This is a genomic window from Tenacibaculum finnmarkense (genome assembly GCF_900239185.1).
GTDB classification, from domain to species: domain Bacteria; phylum Bacteroidota; class Bacteroidia; order Flavobacteriales; family Flavobacteriaceae; genus Polaribacter; species Polaribacter finnmarkensis.
In genome coordinates this window covers 243,868-263,070 of sequence record NZ_OENA01000053.1, presented here as the reverse complement: position 1 = coordinate 263,070, position 19,203 = coordinate 243,868, and the positions used below count along the sequence as shown (strand labels likewise).

Here is a 19,203-nt window from a genome sequence, read left to right as displayed (position 1 = left end):
ATGCTTTGAGTTTGCAAAAGTAGAATGTTTTTTTTAAAAAAAAACTTTTTGTTGAACTTTCCCGCTAAAAATAGCGATAAATCAATAATAAATTTCTGCCAATTTGTCATAAACCTTATATTTTGGTTGTATATTTGCCATCATTTTTATTATGAATATGGAGCACACAGAGAAGGTTATCGATGAAAAAGTACAAGGGCAATCACTTGTAACAACACATAAAAAGGAAAACTCAAAAAAATTATTTATAGAAAGTTACGGTTGTCAAATGAACATGAACGACAGCGAAATTGTTGCTGCTATTTTAGCAGAACAAGGCTTTAATACTACGCAAGTTTTAGAAGAAGCCGATTTAGTTTTAGTAAATACCTGTTCTATTAGAGAAAAAGCGGAAACAACTATTCGCAAACGTTTGCAAAAATACAATGCTGTTAAAAAAACAAATCCAACCATGAAAGTGGGGGTTTTAGGCTGTATGGCAGAACGTCTAAAAGAAAAGTTTTTAGAGGAAGAAAAAATAGTTGATTTAGTTGTAGGGCCAGATGCTTACAGAGATTTACCAAATTTATTACAAGAAATCGACGCTGGTAGAGACGCTATAAATGTTATTTTATCTAAAGAAGAAACCTATGGTGATGTTGCTCCTGTGCGTTTAAATTCAAACGGAGTATCGGCATTTGTATCAATAACTCGTGGCTGCGATAATATGTGTACTTTTTGCGTAGTTCCGTTTACTCGTGGACGCGAAAGAAGTAGAGATCCGAAGAGTGTTTTAGAAGAAATTAGATCAATGCACGATCAGAATTTTAAAGAAATTACGTTATTAGGTCAAAACGTAGATAGTTATTTATGGTACGGTGGCGGATTGAAAAAAGATTTCAAAAAATCTTCAGAAATGGCGCAAGCTACTGCCGTAGATTTTGCTCAATTATTAGACATGGCTGCTACTGAATTTCCTAAAATGAGATTCCGTTTTGCAACATCGAACCCTCAAGATATGAGTTTAGATGTAATTCATACCATGGCAAAACATAAAAACATTTGTAAATATCTTCACTTGCCAGTACAAAGTGGAAGTAACAATATGTTAAAAGCCATGAACCGTCAGCATACTCGTGAAGAATATAAAGAATTGGTGGATAATATTTTCAAAATAATTCCTGAAATGTCTTTATCGCAAGATATCATTGTTGGTTTTTGTGGTGAAACAGAACAAGATCATCAAGATACGTTAGATTTAATGCGCTATGTAAAATATGACTTCGGTTTTATGTTTGCATATTCTGAAAGACCAGGAACTTTGGCTGCTAAAAAAATGCCAGATGATGTTCCTTTTGATGTAAAGAAAAGACGTTTACAAGAAATTATCGATTTACAACAAGAACACGCCTTATACAGAACACAACAACATTTAGGTAAAATTGAAGAATTTTTAATTGAAGGAACTTCTAAGAAAAACCCGAATGAATGGAAGGCTAGAAATACACAAAATACCGTTGCTGTTTTTCCTAAGGAAAATTACAAGCTAGGTGAATTTGTAATGATTAAAATAGAAGATTGTACCTCAGCAACCTTAAAAGGAACTGTTATTGGGTATTCTGATAATAATTAACAAAATATATTTAAAAAGCTTTAAGGTTGATAAAAAATCATCAACCCTAAAGCTTCCAATAATCAAACCACCAAAAAACCTTCAAATTAAAAACTTTGCAACTACATCATAAAATATGGAAAACTTACAAGCTATAAAACAACGTTTTGGAATTATTGGTAACGATACCCAGCTAAATCGTGCTATTGAAAAAGCTATTCGAGTTGCGCCTACTGATATTTCTGTGTTGGTTATAGGTGAAAGTGGTGTTGGTAAAGAAAGTATTCCTAAAATAATACATCAATTATCACACCGAAAACACGCTAAATATATTGCGGTAAATTGTGGTGCAATTCCTGAAGGAACTATTGATAGTGAATTATTTGGGCATGAAAAAGGTGCTTTTACAGGCGCAACAGCTGCACGTAAAGGGTATTTTGAAGTTGCCGATGGTGGAACTATTTTTTTAGATGAAGTTGGTGAATTACCCCTAACCACTCAAGTGCGTTTATTACGTGTTTTAGAAAATGGCGAGTTCATCAAGGTAGGATCATCGCAAGTGCAAAAAACAAATGTGCGTATTGTTGCTGCTACCAACATAAATATGCAACAGGCAATATCTAAAGAAAAATTTAGAGAAGATTTATATTACCGATTAAGTACTATTGAAATTGAATTACCGCCTTTGCGAGAACGAGAAGATGATATTCACTTATTATTTAGAAAATTTGCTTCAGATTTTGCTCAAAAATATCGAATGCCAACCATTCGCTTAGAAGACAATGCTGTCAAAATTTTATTAAACTATCGTTTTCCAGGTAATATTCGTCAGTTAAGAAACTTAGCAGAACAAATTTCTGTAGTTGAAGAAAGTCGTTTAATTACTGCTGAAAAATTAATTCAATATCTTCCAAAAAACAAAGGAAATTTACCCGCAGTAATTGGATCACAATCTAATAATTCTGATTTTGCCAACGAACGAGATATTATGTACAAAATATTGTTTGATATGCGTAACGATATCAACGATTTGAAAAAATTGACATTAGATTTAATGCAAAGTGGCGATACAGAACAAGTAAAAGAAGAAAATCACGGCTTAATAGAACGTATTTATCAAGAGAAAAAACAACCCGAAACAGAAAATATAGAAGTTGTTCAAATTGGACAATCAGCATCTTCTCCTTCAATAGCAAATCAGAATAATTACGAATACGCCGAAACTATTGAAGAAGACGAAAATTTATCATTACAAGAAAAAGAAATTGAAATGATTCGAAAATCCTTAGAAAAAAATAGCAATAAACGAAAGTTAGCCGCTAAAGAATTAGGGATTTCTGAACGAACTTTATACCGTAAAATAAAACAATACGATTTATAAAATATTAGCAACAACAATATTCTTAAAATTATGAAAAACCGTATAAACATCTTTTTAGTTTCTATCGGCACACTATTTATACTAATAGGTTGCGGTGCATATTCATTTACAGGAGGAAACACAGGAGAAGCGAAAACAATTCAAATTGATTTCTTCCAAAATCAAGCACCTTTAATTGAACCTACTTTAAGCCAAAAATTCACCCAAGATTTACAAGAGTTATTTACCCGTCAAACAAACTTAACTTTAGTAAATAATAACGGTCAATTGCATTTTTCTGGCGAAATTGTAGATTACAGAATTAATCCGATGAGTGCTACCGCCGATCAAAAAGCCGCACAAAACAGGTTAACAATTACCGTGAATGTTATTTTTGAAAACAGCTTAAATGAAAAAGATAATTTTGAAAAACGTTTTTCTTTTTATCATGATTATCAGGCTACTCAACAATTAACAGGCGGTGTATTAGAAACTGCTTTAAATAAAACTTTAGAAAGAATAACACAAGATATTTTTAATGCTTCTGTAGCTAAATGGTAAAATTTCAAAAAAATTAACTGAAAATTTCAAAAAAAAGTAGTTACTTTGCAGACCATTAAAGAATGCGAAATCAAGAAAAAATAAATTAAAAAAAAATAAATAATGACAACATATACTTTACTTTTAGTATTAATATTGATTGTTGCAATAGCATTAATCTTAATTGTAATGGTGCAAAACCCTAAAGGTGGCGGATTATCTTCTTCTCTTGGTGGTGGTGGTGCTCAAAACATTGGTGGTGTACAAAATACCAACTCTTTTTTAGATAAAAGTACTTGGACTTTATCAATTGCAATGTTTGCTTTAATTTTAATTTCAAATTTTGCAATCCCTAGAGGAACAGCAACCGATGCTCCACAATTAGAGAGTACTTTAAAAGGTATCGAAGCTACAATTCCTGCTGCACCTGCAACAACTACTACTACAAAAGATAGCGTAAAGTAATCTTATAAAACATACAAAAAAAATGCCAACGTTAATGACACGTTGGCATTTTTTTTATACGCAATTTTCAAGGATTTAGAAAAAGTGGCATACATTTTTTAATGGCATAATTTCTGCCTATTTTTAACGCATAGAAACAAAAATACTTAATCATAATTTATATAAAATGGGATTAAAAATAAAACCTTTAGCAGATAGAGTTCTTATAAAACCTGCTGCTGCAGAAACGACTACCGCATCTGGACTTATCATACCTGATAACGCAAAAGAAAAACCTCAAAAAGGAACTGTTGTTGCCGTTGGAAAGGGAACAAAAAAAGAACCTTTAACTGTTAAAGTTGGTGATACTGTTTTATACGGAAAGTATGCAGGTACCGATTTAAAACACAAAGAAAAAGATTATTTAATTATGAGAGAAAGCGACATTTTCGCAATCATTTAATTTTCTCTTACACTTTAAAAATTCATAAAAAATAGATCTAAAAATGGCAAAAGATATAAAATTTGATGTAGACGCTCGTAACGGCTTAAAACGTGGAGTTGACGCATTAGCAAATGCAGTAAAAGTAACGTTAGGTCCTAAAGGACGTAACGTAATTATTTCGAAAGCTTTCGGTGCGCCTCACGTTACAAAAGATGGTGTTACGGTTGCTAAAGAAATTGAATTAGAGGATCCTTTAGAAAATATGGGAGCTCAAATGGTAAAAGAAGTAGCCTCTAAAACCAACGATTTAGCTGGTGATGGAACTACAACGGCAACTGTATTAGCTCAAGCGATTGTACAAGAAGGTTTAAAAAATGTTGCTGCGGGTGCAAATCCAATGGATTTAAAACGTGGTATTGATAAAGCTGTAAAGGCTATTACTGAAGATTTAGCCAAACAAGCGAAAGAAGTTGGTGATTCATCAGAAAAAATACAACAAGTAGCTTCTATTTCTGCTAATAACGATAAAGTTATTGGAGATTTAATTGCAACTGCTTTTGGTAAAGTTGGTAAAGAAGGGGTTATTACTGTTGAAGAAGCTAAAGGAATGGAAACTTATGTTGACGTTGTGGAAGGTATGCAATTCGATAGAGGTTATTTATCGCCTTACTTTGTTACCGATGCTGATAAAATGATTGCTACTTTAGAGAATCCTTATATTTTATTATTTGATAAAAAGATTTCTAACTTACAAGAAATTCTTCCAATATTAGAGCCTGTTTCTCAAGCTGGAAGACCTTTATTAATTATTGCTGAAGATGTTGACGGTCAAGCATTGGCTACTTTAGTGGTTAATAAATTACGTGGTGGTTTAAAAATTGCTGCTGTAAAAGCGCCAGGTTTTGGTGACCGTAGAAAAGCAATGTTAGAAGATATTGCTATCTTAACTGGTGGAACTGTTATTTCTGAAGAAAGAGGTTTTTCATTAGAAAACGCTACGTTAGATTTATTAGGTACTGCTGAAACAGTTACTATTGATAAAGATAATACCACTGTAATCAATGGTGCTGGTGATGATACACAAATTAAAGCGCGTGTAAATCAAATTAAAGCTCAAATTGAAACTACTACTTCTGATTACGATAAAGAAAAATTACAAGAACGTTTAGCCAAGTTAGCTGGAGGTGTTGCAGTTTTATATGTTGGTGCTGCTTCTGAAGTAGAAATGAAAGAAAAGAAAGACCGTGTTGATGATGCTTTACATGCAACCCGTGCGGCTGTAGAAGAAGGTATTGTTGCTGGTGGTGGTGTTGCTTTAGTACGTGCTAAGAAAGTTTTAAAATTAATTACGACTGAAAACTTAGACGAAACTACAGGAATCCAAATTGTAAATAAAGCAATTGAAGCACCTTTAAGAACGATTGTTGAAAATGCAGGTGGTGAAGGATCAGTTGTTATCAATAAAGTTTTAGAGGGTAAAAAAGGTTTTGGTTATGATGCTAAATCTGAAGTATATGTTGATATGCTAGAGGCTGGTATTATCGATCCTAAAAAAGTAACTCGTGTTGCTTTAGAAAATGCAGCATCTGTTGCAGGGATGATTTTAACTACCGAATGTGCTTTAATTGATATTAAAGAAGAAGCTGCTGCTATGCCTCCAATGGGTGGTGGTATGCCAGGAATGATGTAATGGTGGCGAGTCGCCACAGACAAGTATAAAAAAACCTCGAAAATTAATTTTTTCGAGGTTTTTGCTTTATGTAAATTATAGTAAATTTTAATGAATCCGTCAACCTGAAATTTAGTTCAGGTTCGCATCCTGATTTGCCGTTTCTCCTATTGATGCGATGCTGAAATAAATTCAGCATGAAGATAATAGATAAGACGTATTATCTCATTATATTTTTCGTTCAACAACGTAATCAATCATTAATCTTAAAGAATCTTTATAATCTGATTCAGGAAAATTTTCGAGTATCGCTAAGGCTTTATTTTTATAACCGTGCATTTTTTGAGTTGCATACTCTAATCCACCGTTTTTATTGACAAAACTAATAACTTCTTTGACGCGTTTTTTATCGGTATTGTGTTTTTTTACCGAATTAATCAACCAAGATTTCTCTTTTTTAGAACAGTTATTTAAGGTGTAAATTAACGGAAGTGTCATTTTTTGCTCTTTAATGTCAATTCCTGTTGGTTTTCCTATTTTATCTTCGGTATAATCAAATAAATCATCTTTAATTTGAAAAGCAATTCCAATATACTCGCCAAATTTTCGCATTTTTTGAACCGTTTCATTATTCGCTCCTACCGATGCCGCTCCAATTCCACAACAAGCAGCAATTAAAGTGGCGGTTTTTTGACGGATAATATCAAAATAAATTTCTTCGGTAATATCTAATTTTCGGGCTTTTTCTATTTGTAATAATTCCCCTTCGCTCATTTCACGAACAGCGATAGAAATCAATTTTAAAATATCAAAATCTTCGTTATCAATAGAAAGTAATAATCCTTTTGATAGTAAAAAATCACCTACTAAAACGGCAATTTTATTTTTCCAAAGGGCATTTACAGAGAAAAATCCACGGCGGCGATTGCTATCGTCTACCACATCATCATGCACTAAAGTTGCCGTATGAATTAATTCAACTACCGATGCACCTCTGTAAGTTCGTTCGTCAAAACCACCATCAGAAACCATTTTAGCAACTAAAAAAACAAACATCGGACGCATTTGTTTTCCTTTTCTACGAACGATATAATACGTAATTCGGTTTAATAACGGAACTTTTGATAACATCGAATCTTTGAACTTTTTTTCAAAGAGTTCCATTTCATTTTGAATAGGAAGTTTAATTTGTTCTACTGGCTTCATGTTCAACAAAAAAATTAATTTAAAGGTAAAAGTACTAGATTATTAATAATAAAAACAATAATTTTACTATCAATAATTTATTTTTTTTATTACTAAAACGCTATGAATAAAGCCCTCAGCCTCTTACTTATTTTTTTTATCTATCAAAATGTAGTTTTCTCTCAACAAACAATGCTTTGGAGAGATGTTGATATTCAAAAATTTGGTAAAGAAACTATTTACAAGAATTTAAAAGGCGAAAAATTAACAGGTTTATTTAAAATAGCAGACCGTAATGGTGCTTATTCTAAAATTACATTTTCGGATGGTTTTATTTCAGATTCAAAATTTAATTACAATGCTGATGGCGTTTTATATTCAAAAATAAACTACAAAAACAGCCTTAAAGATGGGCATTTTACGGTTTATTATACTGATGAATCAATCAAAAGAAAGGGTTTTTATATTGCTGGAAAAAAAAATGGAAAATGGGTTACCTATAATAAAGAAGGTGATGAAATTGCAGTAGAAAATTATAAAAATGATGTTAAAGATGGCTTGTTTTGGGAACATTCTAAATCTAGAATAGATCAAGATAAAATTATTGTAACTCAAAAAGAATATAAAGATGGACTTCCTAAAGGAACTTGGTTCTCTAAAGATAATGGCAATTTTATTTGGAAGAAAAAATATATAACACCTAAAACATATACACTAAAAAATTACCATAAAAATGGTGCTATTAAAAACCGTAAAGAATATAAAAATGGTAACTATTTTGGTTCTTGGTTTCAAAAAGATGAAGAAGGTAATTTAAAATGGGAAAAAGAATATTATTCAAATAACGATTATACCGAAAAACGATACCACGAAAACAACACTATAAAGTATCAAAAAAACTATAAAAATGGACGTATTGATGGCGACTATATTCGATATAATAAAGAAGGTGAAAAAACAATCGTAGAATTTTATAAAGACAATAAAAAGCACGGTAAATGGTTTCGAAAATATAGTGATGGAAATATTGTATTAGAAGAGTATAATGCAGGTAAACCTAGTGGAAACTGGTATAAAAAAGATAAAAATGGAAGTGTATTTTTTGAAAAATCATATGTAAACTCAGAAAAATATAATTACAAAAAATACTATATAAACGAAAATATTAAAGAATCTGGAACGTATAATAAAGGTAAATTAGATGGAAATTATCTTAAATATAATTTAAATAAAGTCCTTTTAGTAAAGCAATTTTATGAAAATGGAAAACTGATTAACTCAGCATTATATTTTGAAAATGGGAATAAAAAACAAATTATCAAACAAATTGGAAAAACAAACAATGCCACTGTTGAAATATATAGCAAAGATGGTTTTTTAATTAAAAAAGGGCGTTATTTAAAAAGATATAAAAATGGTTTATGGCAATTTTTTGAACCTAAAAAAGGACGTTTAGTAGAGGAAATAACCTATGCAAACAATGCTAAACACGGACTTTACAAAAAATACAACGCTGCTAATATAATATCTATAGAAGGTAATTATATCAATAATAACAAAGATGCTGTTTGGAAACACTACAATTTAGACGGCAGTATAAGAAAAGAGGTTACTTATAAATTAGGTAAAAAAATAGCTACTAAAACTTTTGATTAGCATAAAAAAACGTCTTAGTTATTATAAATAACAAGACGTTTTTATTAAATTTTCAACTAAAAACAGCAATATTTACTATTCTTTATTTGCTAATTGACCACAAGCAGCATCAATATCTTTTCCTCGTGAACGACGAACGTTTACGTTAATATCGTGCATTTCTAAATTTGAAATATAATTATTAATTGCCTCTGGGCTTGCTTGTTTAAATTCAGGATCGCCAATAGGATTATATTCAATTAAATTCACCTTACAAGGTACGTGTTTACAAAACTGAATTAAGGCGTTAATATCTTCTTTTTTATCATTAATACCTCCCCAAACTACATATTCGTAAGTAATTACACGTTCTGTTTTTTCATACCAATACTCCAAAGCTTCTTTTAAATCTTTTAAAGGAAAGGTAGCATTAAAAGGCATTATTGAAGTACGAACCTCATCAATAGCCGAGTGTAAAGAAACTGCTAAATTGAATTTCACTTCATCATCAGCCATTTTTTTGATGATTTTTGGCACACCTGAAGTAGAAACTGTAATACGCTTAGGCGACATTCCTAAACCTTCTGGAGATGTAATTTTTTCTATCGATTTAATTACGTTTTTGTAATTCATTAAAGGCTCTCCCATCCCCATAAAAACAACATTTGAAAGCTTTTTATTGTAATACAATAAACTTTCTTTGTTGATAGCCGCTACCTGATCAAAAATTTCATCAGGGTTTAAGTTACGCATTCTTTTTAAACGTGCTGTTGCACAAAATCTACAATCTAGACTACAACCTACCTGGCTCGAAACACAAGCAGTTGTTCTTGTTTTTGTAGGTATCAAAACCGATTCTACTACCAAACCATCGTGTAAACGTACCGCATTTTTTACCGTTCCGTCTTTACTACGTTGCATGGTATCTACTTTAATGTGATTAATCACAAAGTTTTCTTCCAGCATTTGACGCGTGTTTTTTGACAAACTCGTCATGTCATCAAAACAATGTGCCGATTTACTCCACAACCATTCATATACTTGATTCCCTCTAAATGATTTATCTCCGTTGCTTACAAAAAAATCACGAAGTTCTTCTTTTGATAATGCGCGTATATCTTTCTTCTTTACTTCCATCGGGTACAAAAATACATAAAACCTCACAAGTATCCTTGTGAGGTTTTATATTAATAAAATTTATGTGTTATTATAAAATTAACATCGCATCTCCATACGAGTGAAATTTATATTTTTCTTTAATTGCTTCTTCATACGCTTCCATCATAAAATCATGACCAGCAAAGGCTGAAACGGTCATCATTAAAGTAGATTTTGGTGAATGAAAATTGGTAACCATACAGTTTGCTACACTAAAATCAAAAGGAGGGAAAATAAATTTATTGGTCCAACCTTCAAACTCTTTTAACTTTCGCTTAGAGGTAATTGCCGACTCTACAGTTCTCATAACCGTAGTACCAACCGCACAAACTCTTTTCTTTTTAGCAATGGCATTGTTTACCATATCCGCAGTTTCTTGCGTTACCTTTATTTTTTCAGAATCCATTTTATGTTTCGATAAATCTTCTACCTCAACTGGATTAAAAGTACCTAAACCTACATGTAAAGTAGTTTCTGCAAAATCAACACCTTTAATTTCTAAACGCTTCATTAAATGCTTAGAAAAGTGTAAACCTGCCGCTGGAGCTGCTACTGCACCTTCATGTTTTGCGTAAATTGTTTGGTAACGGTCTTCATCAGAACTTTCAACGTCACGCTTAATATACTTAGGCAATGGTGTTTCTCCTAACTTTACTAATTTTTCTCTAAACTCTTCGTAAGGACCATCATATAAGAAACGTAATGTTCTACCGCGCGATGTTGTGTTATCAATAACCTCAGCTACTAAGCTTTCATCCTCTCCGAAAAACAACTTGTTTCCGATACGGATTTTCCTTGCAGGGTCTACTAATACATCCCACAAACGATTTTCAGCATTTAGTTCACGTAATAAAAATACTTCAATACGCGCACCCGTTTTTTCTTTATTCCCGTACATACGAGCAGGAAAAACTTTGGTATTGTTTAACATTAACACATCTCCTTCATCAAAATAATTGATTAAATCTTTAAACAATTTATGTTCAATTTTTTGAGTATCTCTATGCAACACCATTAAACGTGCTTCATCTCTATGCTCTGAAGGATATTCAGCTAATAATTCTTCTGGTAATTCAAAACTAAAATTTGATAATTTCATTTATATTTTTTTCTTACGTTGGCAAATATACAATTTCGAGATAGGCCTTGTCAAGTGATTTGCCTTTTATTTTACTTTAATCGTTTCTAAACCTACTTGTTGCATGTCTTCCCAAAAATTAAGGTACGATTTACTTACCACTTGGGCATCGGCAATAATAATGGTCGTTTTTAATGCTAAAGGTGCAAAAGACATTGCCATTCGGTGGTCGTTATAGGTCGCAATTGTAATATTTCTATTAATACTATTTGCCACCTTTAAATGTAAACTTTGGCTGGTAATACTAATATTTGCACCAAGTTTTGTCAGCTCTTTTTTTAATGCTTCTAACCGATCGGTTTCTTTAATTTTTAAAGTGTGAAGCCCTGTTAAATCACACGCAATTCCTAAACCAAAGCAAGTAACAGCAATGGTTTGAGCAATATCGGGCGCATTTTTTAAATCTTCGGATAAAATAGCCGTACTATGCTTTTCTTGCTTGGTTAAAACAATCGTATTATCTTTAAAAACAGTCGAAACACCAAAATTCTTGTAAATAGTCGCCAAGCAACTATCCCCCTGTAAACTATCTTTTTGATAAGCCGTTAAAGTTACCGTAGCTCCTATTTTACTCAGGGCAATTAATGAATAAAAATAAGAAGCAGAACTCCAGTCAGACTCTACAATAATATTTTTAGAAGCAACCTCTTTTAAGGCTTCAATTTTTATACTATCTTTTATAAAAGTAGCAGAAACACCTGCTTTATGCAATAAAGATAGCGTCATTTCAATATATGAAACCGAAGTAACAATGCCATTTAGTTGAATTGTTAACCCATTTTTTAAACTAGGTGCAATTAACATTAATGCCGAAATATACTGACTGCTTACATTTCCATCAATAGCAACTGTATTTTTTACGATATTTTTACCCGTAATTTTTATGGGTGGATACCCTTGTTTTTCTAAATATTCAATACTAACATCTAAATCACGAAGCGCATTTACTAAAATTTCAATAGGACGATTGTGCATACGTTCAGACCCTTGTAAAATTTTTGTAACACCTTCTTGGGTAGCAAAAAAAGCCGTTAAAAAACGCATTGCCGTACCTGCATGACCAATATCTGCTATTTCATTTTTTTTATTTTCTTCCGATAAAGCTTCCTGTAAATGATGCGTATCATCAGAATCTGATAAATTTTGAATAGTTATGCTTGGAAATAATTGTTGTAAAATTAACAATCGATTCGATTCACTTTTTGATCCAGAAATAACAACCTCCGAACTAATTGTTTGATCTCTACGACTCGCTAGTTGTAAGTTCATTCTTTATATTCTTTTTTTTAAAAATACTATTTATTTTGTTTTTTTATTCACTACATAAATAGCATATAAAACACTAACAGTTACCTTGGTTAACCAAAAACGCTGCCATTTTCCTTCTGAAAAATTAATCGTATTAACAGCGTCAAAATCAGCAGAAAATAACGCACTTCCACTATTTACCAATAACGAAAAGATGGTTACAAAAATTAAATATGGCACACTAACTTTTAGCACGTTAATCCAAAAACTCCCTTGCTGTATATTTTTACTAAAACTCATTTATATTACCTTATTTTAATTTTTCGTTATTGTGATGACGGTCATGATCTCGCTTTGTTTTGATGTCTAATTTTTTATCAAAAGCATCCTGTAAATTAATCCCTGTTTGATTTGCCAAACACAATACCACAAACATTACATCGGCTAATTCTTCGCCTAAATCTTTATTTTTATCACTTTCTTTTTCGCTTTGTTCACCATAACGACGGGCAATAATTCGAGCCACCTCTCCTACTTCTTCGGTTAATTGCGCCATGTTTGTTAGCTCGTTAAAATAACGAACTCCATGATTTTTAATCCAATTATCTACTTCCTTTTGGGCGTTTTGTATATCCATTTTTACATTAATCTTTTAAAACTTCAAATATAAATATTTCTTTTCGGCTAAGTAATTTGCAAAGGCAGGTTTTTACTATTCATATCAACTTTAAACAACTTTTAAACACCTTAAAATTATTTTTTTGTTGAAGCTATTTCCCGCTTTCCGCACTCGCTTTTTTTATTTTTTTAAAAAGAAAAAACAAAAAAGAGCTCAAACAATTGCTACAATCGGGGCTAGAATTACTTGCGCCATTTTAACTAGTGTACCATTACTATTTTGTTCTTTCTGACCTATTCAACTAAAAAAAGCCCTATTTAAACATTATGCTTTTTCTTTTTTCACCATACGCATCAACAGTAAAAAAATAACCAAGCCAACAACAGCCGTAATAGTTACAATACTCCAAGTGGTATCAAAACCATAAGCATCAATTAATCGCATTCCTGAATTGTGTCCAAAAATATGTGCCAACGAAAATGCGATGCTATAATATGCCATATATTCTCCTTGATTTCCTTTTTTAGCCCTATTAATTACAAAAGCATTCGAAAACGGAAGCGCAATCATTTCACCAAAAGTCATAAAAAACATTCCTAGAATTAAAATACCTGACCAACTTGTTAAATTTAGTACAAAAAAACTTAATCCCATTAAAAATAAGCCTATAAATATTAAAAATTCTTTCGAATACTTACTTTCTTCTAGCCATTTAATTAGTGGCATTTCTAAAGAAAAAATAATAAAGCCATTCATTGCCATTAACAAACCAATTTGTAATTCCGACAAATGATGCGCCTGTTTATAATACAACGGAATTGTTGAAAACAACTGCAAAAATACCAATGCAAAAATAAACATCCCTACAAAAAATAGCCAAAAAGCAGTATCTTTAAAAATAGAAATAGGGTTTACGACTTTTAGTTCATCTAAAGTTCTTGCTTTCTTCGGGTTTAAAACATTCATCAATAAAAAAGTGGCAGAAATACAGGTAATTCCATCTACCCAAAACAAACCGCTGTAACTTAACGAAGTAATAATTAACCCGCCTAAAGCAGGCCCTGCGGAAAATCCTAAATTAATTGCCAAACGAATTAAAGTTACCGAACGGGTTTTATTTTCGGGTTTGCTATAGGTGCTTAACGCTACAAACATAGCAGGCCTAAAAGTATCAGCAACCAACATTACTAAAAAAATACCGATGCAAAACCCCACAAAAGACGTTACAAATTGCAAGGCAATAAATAATAAACCTGTTAAAAACAAACTTGCTTTCATCACTTTATAAAAGCCTATTTTATCGGTTAATTTTCCGCCAATCCAAGATCCAAGCACAGAACCTAGCCCAAAACAGGTCATAATCCAACCGACATCTTTTAAGGTAAAATTTAAACTTTTAATTAAATACAACGACAAAAACGGAATAACCATTGTACCCGCTCTGTTAATTAAGGTAATTAAAGCCAACCACCAAACCTCTCTCGAGAGTCCTTTAAAAGTATTCAAGTAATTAAAATATAATTTTTTCATAAATGCTAGTTTTGTTTTTTTGAATTTGATATAAAAACAAAAAATCCGACGCTAAGGTCGGACTTTTTATTATTGATCTATTTTATACTTAAATAATCACACAACACAAAAAGTCCTAAACACACCAATAGTATCAGCATATTCATAGGCTTTATAAGTTGTATAAATTTTCATATTTGTAGGAATTCTATTCTTAATTAAGACTGTAAATCTATAAAAAAAAGAATACTTTTTCTAATAACACTTGTTTAATTATTGTTAAAAAAATTAGTATTTAATTTTATACAAAATAGGCTTGCTTGGCGTAGCATCGTTTTCAAAAGGCGCTATCATTAAATTTAAAAAGTAAGCGCCATCTTTTATGGAATCTTCTACATAAATAAACTCTGTAATTGTGGCATCAAAACGAATTTCACTTGCTGTATTCCAAAAAGCATTATGCGACACTAATTTCCCGTCGTCCTTTTCTTTATCCACCGAAGGCAAATCAATTAATAAATGCTTAATTCCTATTTCTTTTAAATAAGTAGCACCTTCTTCTAATAAATACGGCGGATTTGTATTCGAATATCTGCGGTGTTTTTTATCAGCTATATTTGGCAGCGTTCTAATAACAACCGCTTCGTTATTTTTCGCTTTTAAAGCCGTTTTTAACTGCTTTTTTGTAATAGCAAAATCACCATTTTCTAATTTCTTTGGGTTTATCGTAATTACCTCAGCCAAAAAGAAAAAGTTGTTTAAATGTTCATTTACAGAATGCACTTTTTTAGTAATATGCCCTACACATTCGGTATGTGTAATGTGTGAATGCGGGTTAAAAGAGATATTATTAAAATTCACCACCGCCCCTTTAGCCACACTTCCAACCCAATTTTCAGCCACCACAGGTGTAATTGTAGGATCGTTAATATACCAGGCATTTACACTTTCTTTTGACACGTCAATTGCTATTGAAATATCTAAAGGATTTGCTAAATCTATTTTATATTTCGCTGAATTATGTTGTATTTCTGCAATCATATTTTTTATTTAATTCGAAACAATTCCGAAGCTAAACCATCGGCTAAAAACTTTCCTTTTGGAGTTGTTTTAAGCGTATTCTTTTCAATAATTAATAATCCTTCTGCTATAAATTTTTGGGATGATTTTAATAAATCATCTTTAAAACATGCTTTAAAATTTGCTTGAATTTCAGCTAATGAAACGCCCCAAATAGTACGTAAACCTGTCATTAAATATTCATTAAACTGGTCTTCTTCGGATAATTCTTCTTGTTCATTCGGAAGTTTTCCTTCTTGTAATTCCTTTATATATTTTGTATTATTGGCTACATTCCAACTACGATGCGTTTTACTAAACGAATGTGCCGACGGGCCAATTCCGATATATTTTTTACCCAACCAATACGAGGTATTATGTTTTGAAAAATAAGCAGGCTTCCCAAAATTTGATATTTCGTAATGTACAAATCCGTTTTTAGCGGTTTCTGCTACTAAAATATCAAAATGTTCTTTAGCTTCTGTTTCGTCAGGTTCAGGATATTTTCCGTTTTTAACAAAGCTATCTAACACTGTTTTTGGCTCAACAGTTAAGGCGTAACTCGAAATATGATTTACACCAAAATCAAACGCAATTTGTAAATTTTCTTTCCATCGCTCGTTACTCATATTCGGAACGCCATAAATTAAATCGACGGTAATATTATCAAAATAACGAGTTGCTATTGACAAACATTCTTTCGCTTCTTTTGAATTATGCGCTCGATTCATACTTTTTAAATCTTCTTCAAAAAAAGATTGCACGCCAATACTTAATCTGTTTATTGGCGAATTTGCGAGTTCTAAAATTTTTTCTTCGGATAAATCATCAGGATTTGCTTCTAAAGTAATTTCAGGATTTTCGATAACTTTATAATGCTTATAAATCGCATTTAATAAACTTGTTATTTCTTCGGATGATAATAATGATGGAGTTCCACCACCAAAATATATGGTTTCAATTAGTTCGTTTTGTAATTCATTTTTTCGGATTTCTAATTCTGTTATTAAACACGAAATTAGCACGTCTTTCTTTTTTAAAGAAGTCGAAAAATGAAAATCGCAATAAAAACATGCTTGTTTACAAAAAGGTATATGTATGTAGATTCCTGCCAAATTAGTTTACTTTTTAACACGTTTTTCATTCTGACTCACAAACGAAGCCCAGCCTGTATAATTTTTACCGCCTACCACTCTTCCTGAATTATAATGATGACAAACTGCGGCGGCTAAACCATCGGTTGCATCTAGGTTTTTGGGTAAAGTTTTTAAGTTTAATAACGATTTTAACATTAAAGCAACTTGCTCTTTACTTGCTTTTCCGCTTCCTGTAACTGCCATTTTTATTTTTAATGGTGCATATTCTGTAACAGGAATATCTCGTGATAATGCTGCCGCCATCGCCACACCTTGCGCACGACCTAACTTTAACATCGATTGTACATTTTTACCGAAAAAAGGTGCTTCTAATGCAATTTCATCAGGATGATACGTGTCTATTAATTCGAGGGTTCGCTCAAAAATTAATTTTAATTTGATATAATGATTGTCGTATTTTTTTAAAATCAACTCATTCATTTGAACAAATTCCATCTTTTTTCCTACCACTTTTATAATTCCAAAACCCATGATACTCGTTCCGGGATCAACTCCTAATATTATTTTTTCTGTCTTCAAATTTTATAGCGATTTCTGTAAATACAAAACTAATCAATTATTACTAGGGTACAGACGCGATAAATCGCGTCTCTTATCCATCGCTCCTCTCTATTTATAAAGGCTTTTATTAATCGTGTTTGTTTTTTATATTATGCTGTATTGTTGTTCTTACATTCTTGTTGCAGACGCGATAAATCGCGTCTCTACGGGGAATTTACCCAACTTCCAACGACGTAAATTGAAAGGTATTTCCATCAAAAAGTCCTTTGTCTGATAATTTTAACGACGGAATAACCAACAATGCCATAAACGATAAACTCATATAAGGCGCTCTTAATTTACTTCCCATTTGTTTTGCCATCGCATCTAATTCGGCATACGATTTTCCAATTTCTTGGGCTGATTTATCTGACATAATTCCTGCCACAGGTAAGGAAACTATTTTTTCTTCGGATGTTGTTACTGCACAAATTCCGCCTTTATTTTCGATTAATAAATTTACCGCCTTGCAAATTGCTTGATCAGAAACACCGATGGCTATAATATTATGCGAATCGTGCCCTACCGAACTTGCAATTGCGCCTTCTTTTAATCCGAAGTTTTTAATAAAAGCAATTGATGGCGTTGCATTTTTATAACGATTTACAACCGTCATTTTTAACACATCATTTTGAGTATTCGAAACTAAATTTCCATCTTTTATTAACGCATCTGCTTCAATTTGATTGGTTACCAATTCGCCATCTAAAGCTTCAATAACTCTAATTTTTTCTGCGGATGATTCAAACTTAAAATCAGCAATATTTTTTTTATCAGTATTAAAATTATTCAACACCTCAAAAGCTACTGATTTTACAAACGATTTTCCGTTTTCAGCAACCAATTCACCATTTATATAGGTTTGTAAAACTTTGAATTTTTCTAAATTTTCAACAACAATAAAATCGGCAGCATCGCCTTTTTGTAATAAACCAACGTCTAAATTATAATGTTTTACAGGATTTACACAAGCTGCTTTTAATACTTTAAAAACATCAATTCCTTTTGAAACGGCACGCTCACATAATTCATTTATATGTCCTACTAATAAATCATCAGGGTGTTTATCATCAGAACAAAACATCATGTTTTCAAAATGATTTGGTAATAAATCAATTAAAGCCTCAAAATTTTTAGCAGCACTTCCTTCACGGATAATTACTTTCATGCCTTTTTGAAGCTTCTCTAAAGCTTCATCATAAGAAAAACATTCGTGGTCGGTTGAAATTCCTGCCCCAATATATTTTGAAATATCATCACCTCGTAAACCAGGCGCATGACCATCAACAGGTTTATTATTATCTTTAGCATGCTGAATTTTTTTCAAAACCTCAGCATCATCAAATAAAACACCAGGATAATTCATCATTTCAGCCAAATATTTGATGTCGGGGTTTTGCATCATCAATTTAATATCTTCCGAATCGATAATTGCTCCTGCACTTTCAAAAGATGTTGCAGGCACACAACTTGGCGCTCCGAAATTAAATTTAAACGGTACTTTTTTCCCGTTTTCAATCATAAAATCAACACCTTTTACCCCCAATACATTTGCGATTTCATGCGGATCTGAAACTGTTGCAACCGTTCCGTGTATCACTGCAATTTTCGCAAATTCTGATGGCACCAACATCGAGCTTTCAATATGAATATGAGCATCTACAAAACCAGGAATAATATAATTTTCTACAGTATTATTTACCTCTCGAATGGTTTTAATTTTACCATTTACAATGGTAACTTCTCCTTTATAGATTCGTTTATTTTCTATATCAACAATATTTCCTTGTACCTTCATGTGTATGCTCGTTGTTTTAAGGCTACAAAAATAGGCAGTTTTACACAAAAAAAAAGCATCCTTTCGGATGCTTTTTTCAATATTATTCAATATTCCTAAATATTATTT

The 19,203-nt window shown here is 31.8% G+C and carries 18 protein-coding genes; 7 read left to right on the top strand and 11 right to left on the bottom strand.

What is annotated here, in order from left to right; genetic code table 11:
* Positions 1 to 157 precede the first annotated feature (157 nt).
* The 6 genes from miaB to groL all read left to right on the top strand — a co-directional run bounded on the left by miaB (position 158) and on the right by groL (position 6,070).
* A complete protein-coding gene (miaB, locus tag AQ1689_RS07065) occupies positions 158 to 1,612 on the top strand; it encodes a tRNA (N6-isopentenyl adenosine(37)-C2)-methylthiotransferase MiaB (protein ID WP_101955622.1) in 1,455 nt (484 codons plus the stop codon).
* 115 nt (positions 1,613 to 1,727) lie between these two features.
* A complete protein-coding gene (locus tag AQ1689_RS07060) occupies positions 1,728 to 2,972 on the top strand; it encodes a sigma 54-interacting transcriptional regulator (protein ID WP_101914786.1) in 1,245 nt (414 codons plus the stop codon).
* A gap of 30 nt (positions 2,973 to 3,002) precedes the next feature.
* Entirely contained in the window at positions 3,003 to 3,512 is a 510-nt protein-coding gene (locus AQ1689_RS07055) for an LptE family protein (RefSeq protein ID WP_101955621.1), read from the top strand.
* 102 nt (positions 3,513 to 3,614) lie between these two features.
* Complete coding sequence (secG, locus tag AQ1689_RS07050) at positions 3,615 to 3,956, top strand: preprotein translocase subunit SecG (RefSeq protein ID WP_101914784.1); 342 nt, start codon at positions 3,615 to 3,617, stop codon at positions 3,954 to 3,956.
* A 166-nt stretch (positions 3,957 to 4,122) separates the two neighbouring features.
* Entirely contained in the window at positions 4,123 to 4,398 is a 276-nt protein-coding gene (locus AQ1689_RS07045) for a co-chaperone GroES (RefSeq protein ID WP_058885769.1), read from the top strand.
* Between the two features lie 43 nt (positions 4,399 to 4,441).
* Positions 4,442 to 6,070, top strand: a complete 1,629-nt coding sequence (gene groL / locus AQ1689_RS07040; RefSeq protein WP_101955620.1) for a chaperonin GroEL — start codon at positions 4,442 to 4,444, stop codon at positions 6,068 to 6,070.
* Positions 6,071 to 6,277: 207 nt separating this feature from the next.
* On the opposite strand, the gene AQ1689_RS07035 is transcribed toward groL, so the two are convergent.
* Positions 6,278 to 7,255, bottom strand: a complete 978-nt coding sequence (locus tag AQ1689_RS07035; protein WP_101955619.1) for a polyprenyl synthetase family protein — start codon at positions 7,253 to 7,255, stop codon at positions 6,278 to 6,280.
* 171 nt (positions 7,256 to 7,426) lie between these two features.
* Here AQ1689_RS07035 and AQ1689_RS07030 point away from each other — a divergent pair, with 171 nt between their 5' ends.
* Positions 7,427 to 8,890 carry a toxin-antitoxin system YwqK family antitoxin gene (locus AQ1689_RS07030; protein ID WP_101955618.1) on the top strand — a complete coding sequence of 488 codons (1,464 nt, stop codon included), beginning with the start codon at positions 7,427 to 7,429 and terminating at the stop codon, positions 8,888 to 8,890.
* Positions 8,891 to 8,965: 75 nt separating this feature from the next.
* On the opposite strand, the gene rlmN is transcribed toward AQ1689_RS07030, so the two are convergent.
* The 10 genes from rlmN to ade form a co-directional block, all read right to left on the bottom strand.
* The gene (gene rlmN, locus AQ1689_RS07025; RefSeq protein WP_101914779.1) at positions 8,966 to 10,006 is read right to left on the bottom strand and encodes a 23S rRNA (adenine(2503)-C(2))-methyltransferase RlmN; all 1,041 of its coding nucleotides are present in this window, start codon (positions 10,004 to 10,006) and stop codon (positions 8,966 to 8,968) included.
* 70 nt (positions 10,007 to 10,076) lie between these two features.
* Positions 10,077 to 11,126 carry a tRNA preQ1(34) S-adenosylmethionine ribosyltransferase-isomerase QueA gene (gene queA / locus AQ1689_RS07020; protein ID WP_101914778.1) on the bottom strand — a complete coding sequence of 350 codons (1,050 nt, stop codon included), beginning with the start codon at positions 11,124 to 11,126 and terminating at the stop codon, positions 10,077 to 10,079.
* A gap of 66 nt (positions 11,127 to 11,192) precedes the next feature.
* Positions 11,193 to 12,434 carry a 3-phosphoshikimate 1-carboxyvinyltransferase gene (locus tag AQ1689_RS07015; protein ID WP_058885775.1) on the bottom strand — a complete coding sequence of 414 codons (1,242 nt, stop codon included), beginning with the start codon at positions 12,432 to 12,434 and terminating at the stop codon, positions 11,193 to 11,195.
* 30 nt (positions 12,435 to 12,464) lie between these two features.
* Complete coding sequence (locus tag AQ1689_RS07010; RefSeq protein WP_101955617.1) at positions 12,465 to 12,713, bottom strand: hypothetical protein; 249 nt, start codon at positions 12,711 to 12,713, stop codon at positions 12,465 to 12,467.
* 10 nt (positions 12,714 to 12,723) lie between these two features.
* Positions 12,724 to 13,050: a nucleotide pyrophosphohydrolase gene (locus AQ1689_RS07005; RefSeq protein WP_058885777.1), complete on the bottom strand. Its 327-nt coding sequence runs from the start codon at positions 13,048 to 13,050 to the stop codon at positions 12,724 to 12,726.
* 306 nt (positions 13,051 to 13,356) lie between these two features.
* Positions 13,357 to 14,562, bottom strand: coding sequence for an MDR family MFS transporter (locus tag AQ1689_RS07000; RefSeq protein WP_101955616.1), 1,206 nt, complete (start codon positions 14,560 to 14,562; stop codon positions 13,357 to 13,359).
* Between the two features lie 267 nt (positions 14,563 to 14,829).
* Positions 14,830 to 15,582 (bottom strand): cyclase family protein, encoded by a 753-nt coding sequence (locus AQ1689_RS06995; protein ID WP_101955615.1) that lies wholly within the window; start codon positions 15,580 to 15,582, stop codon positions 14,830 to 14,832.
* 5 nt (positions 15,583 to 15,587) lie between these two features.
* The gene (gene hemW / locus AQ1689_RS06990; RefSeq protein WP_101955614.1) at positions 15,588 to 16,715 is read right to left on the bottom strand and encodes a radical SAM family heme chaperone HemW; all 1,128 of its coding nucleotides are present in this window, start codon (positions 16,713 to 16,715) and stop codon (positions 15,588 to 15,590) included.
* 6 nt (positions 16,716 to 16,721) lie between these two features.
* Complete coding sequence (gene ruvC / locus AQ1689_RS06985) at positions 16,722 to 17,276, bottom strand: crossover junction endodeoxyribonuclease RuvC (RefSeq protein WP_058885782.1); 555 nt, start codon at positions 17,274 to 17,276, stop codon at positions 16,722 to 16,724.
* 196 nt (positions 17,277 to 17,472) lie between these two features.
* Positions 17,473 to 19,095: an adenine deaminase gene (gene ade, locus AQ1689_RS06980; protein WP_101955613.1), complete on the bottom strand. Its 1,623-nt coding sequence runs from the start codon at positions 19,093 to 19,095 to the stop codon at positions 17,473 to 17,475.
* Positions 19,096 to 19,203: the final 108 nt, after the last annotated feature.

Bases quoted from the DNA above. Each gene is read 5' to 3' on its own strand.
- miaB (WP_101955622.1), top strand. From the start codon at position 158: ATGGAGCACACAGAGAAGGTTATCGATGAAAAAGTACAAGGGCAATCA.
- AQ1689_RS07060 (WP_101914786.1), top strand. From the start codon at position 1,728: ATGGAAAACTTACAAGCTATAAAACAACGTTTTGGAATTATTGGTAAC.
- AQ1689_RS07055 (WP_101955621.1), top strand. From the start codon at position 3,003: ATGAAAAACCGTATAAACATCTTTTTAGTTTCTATCGGCACACTATTT.
- secG (WP_101914784.1), top strand. From the start codon at position 3,615: ATGACAACATATACTTTACTTTTAGTATTAATATTGATTGTTGCAATA.
- AQ1689_RS07045 (WP_058885769.1), top strand. From the start codon at position 4,123: ATGGGATTAAAAATAAAACCTTTAGCAGATAGAGTTCTTATAAAACCT.
- groL (WP_101955620.1), top strand. From the start codon at position 4,442: ATGGCAAAAGATATAAAATTTGATGTAGACGCTCGTAACGGCTTAAAA.
- AQ1689_RS07035 (WP_101955619.1), bottom strand. From the start codon at position 7,255: ATGAAGCCAGTAGAACAAATTAAACTTCCTATTCAAAATGAAATGGAA.
- AQ1689_RS07030 (WP_101955618.1), top strand. From the start codon at position 7,427: ATGCTTTGGAGAGATGTTGATATTCAAAAATTTGGTAAAGAAACTATT.
- rlmN (WP_101914779.1), bottom strand. From the start codon at position 10,006: ATGGAAGTAAAGAAGAAAGATATACGCGCATTATCAAAAGAAGAACTT.
- queA (WP_101914778.1), bottom strand. From the start codon at position 11,126: ATGAAATTATCAAATTTTAGTTTTGAATTACCAGAAGAATTATTAGCT.
- AQ1689_RS07015 (WP_058885775.1), bottom strand. From the start codon at position 12,434: ATGAACTTACAACTAGCGAGTCGTAGAGATCAAACAATTAGTTCGGAG.
- AQ1689_RS07010 (WP_101955617.1), bottom strand. From the start codon at position 12,713: ATGAGTTTTAGTAAAAATATACAGCAAGGGAGTTTTTGGATTAACGTG.
- AQ1689_RS07005 (WP_058885777.1), bottom strand. From the start codon at position 13,050: ATGGATATACAAAACGCCCAAAAGGAAGTAGATAATTGGATTAAAAAT.
- AQ1689_RS07000 (WP_101955616.1), bottom strand. From the start codon at position 14,562: ATGAAAAAATTATATTTTAATTACTTGAATACTTTTAAAGGACTCTCG.
- AQ1689_RS06995 (WP_101955615.1), bottom strand. From the start codon at position 15,582: ATGATTGCAGAAATACAACATAATTCAGCGAAATATAAAATAGATTTA.
- ade (WP_101955613.1), bottom strand. From the start codon at position 19,095: ATGAAGGTACAAGGAAATATTGTTGATATAGAAAATAAACGAATCTAT.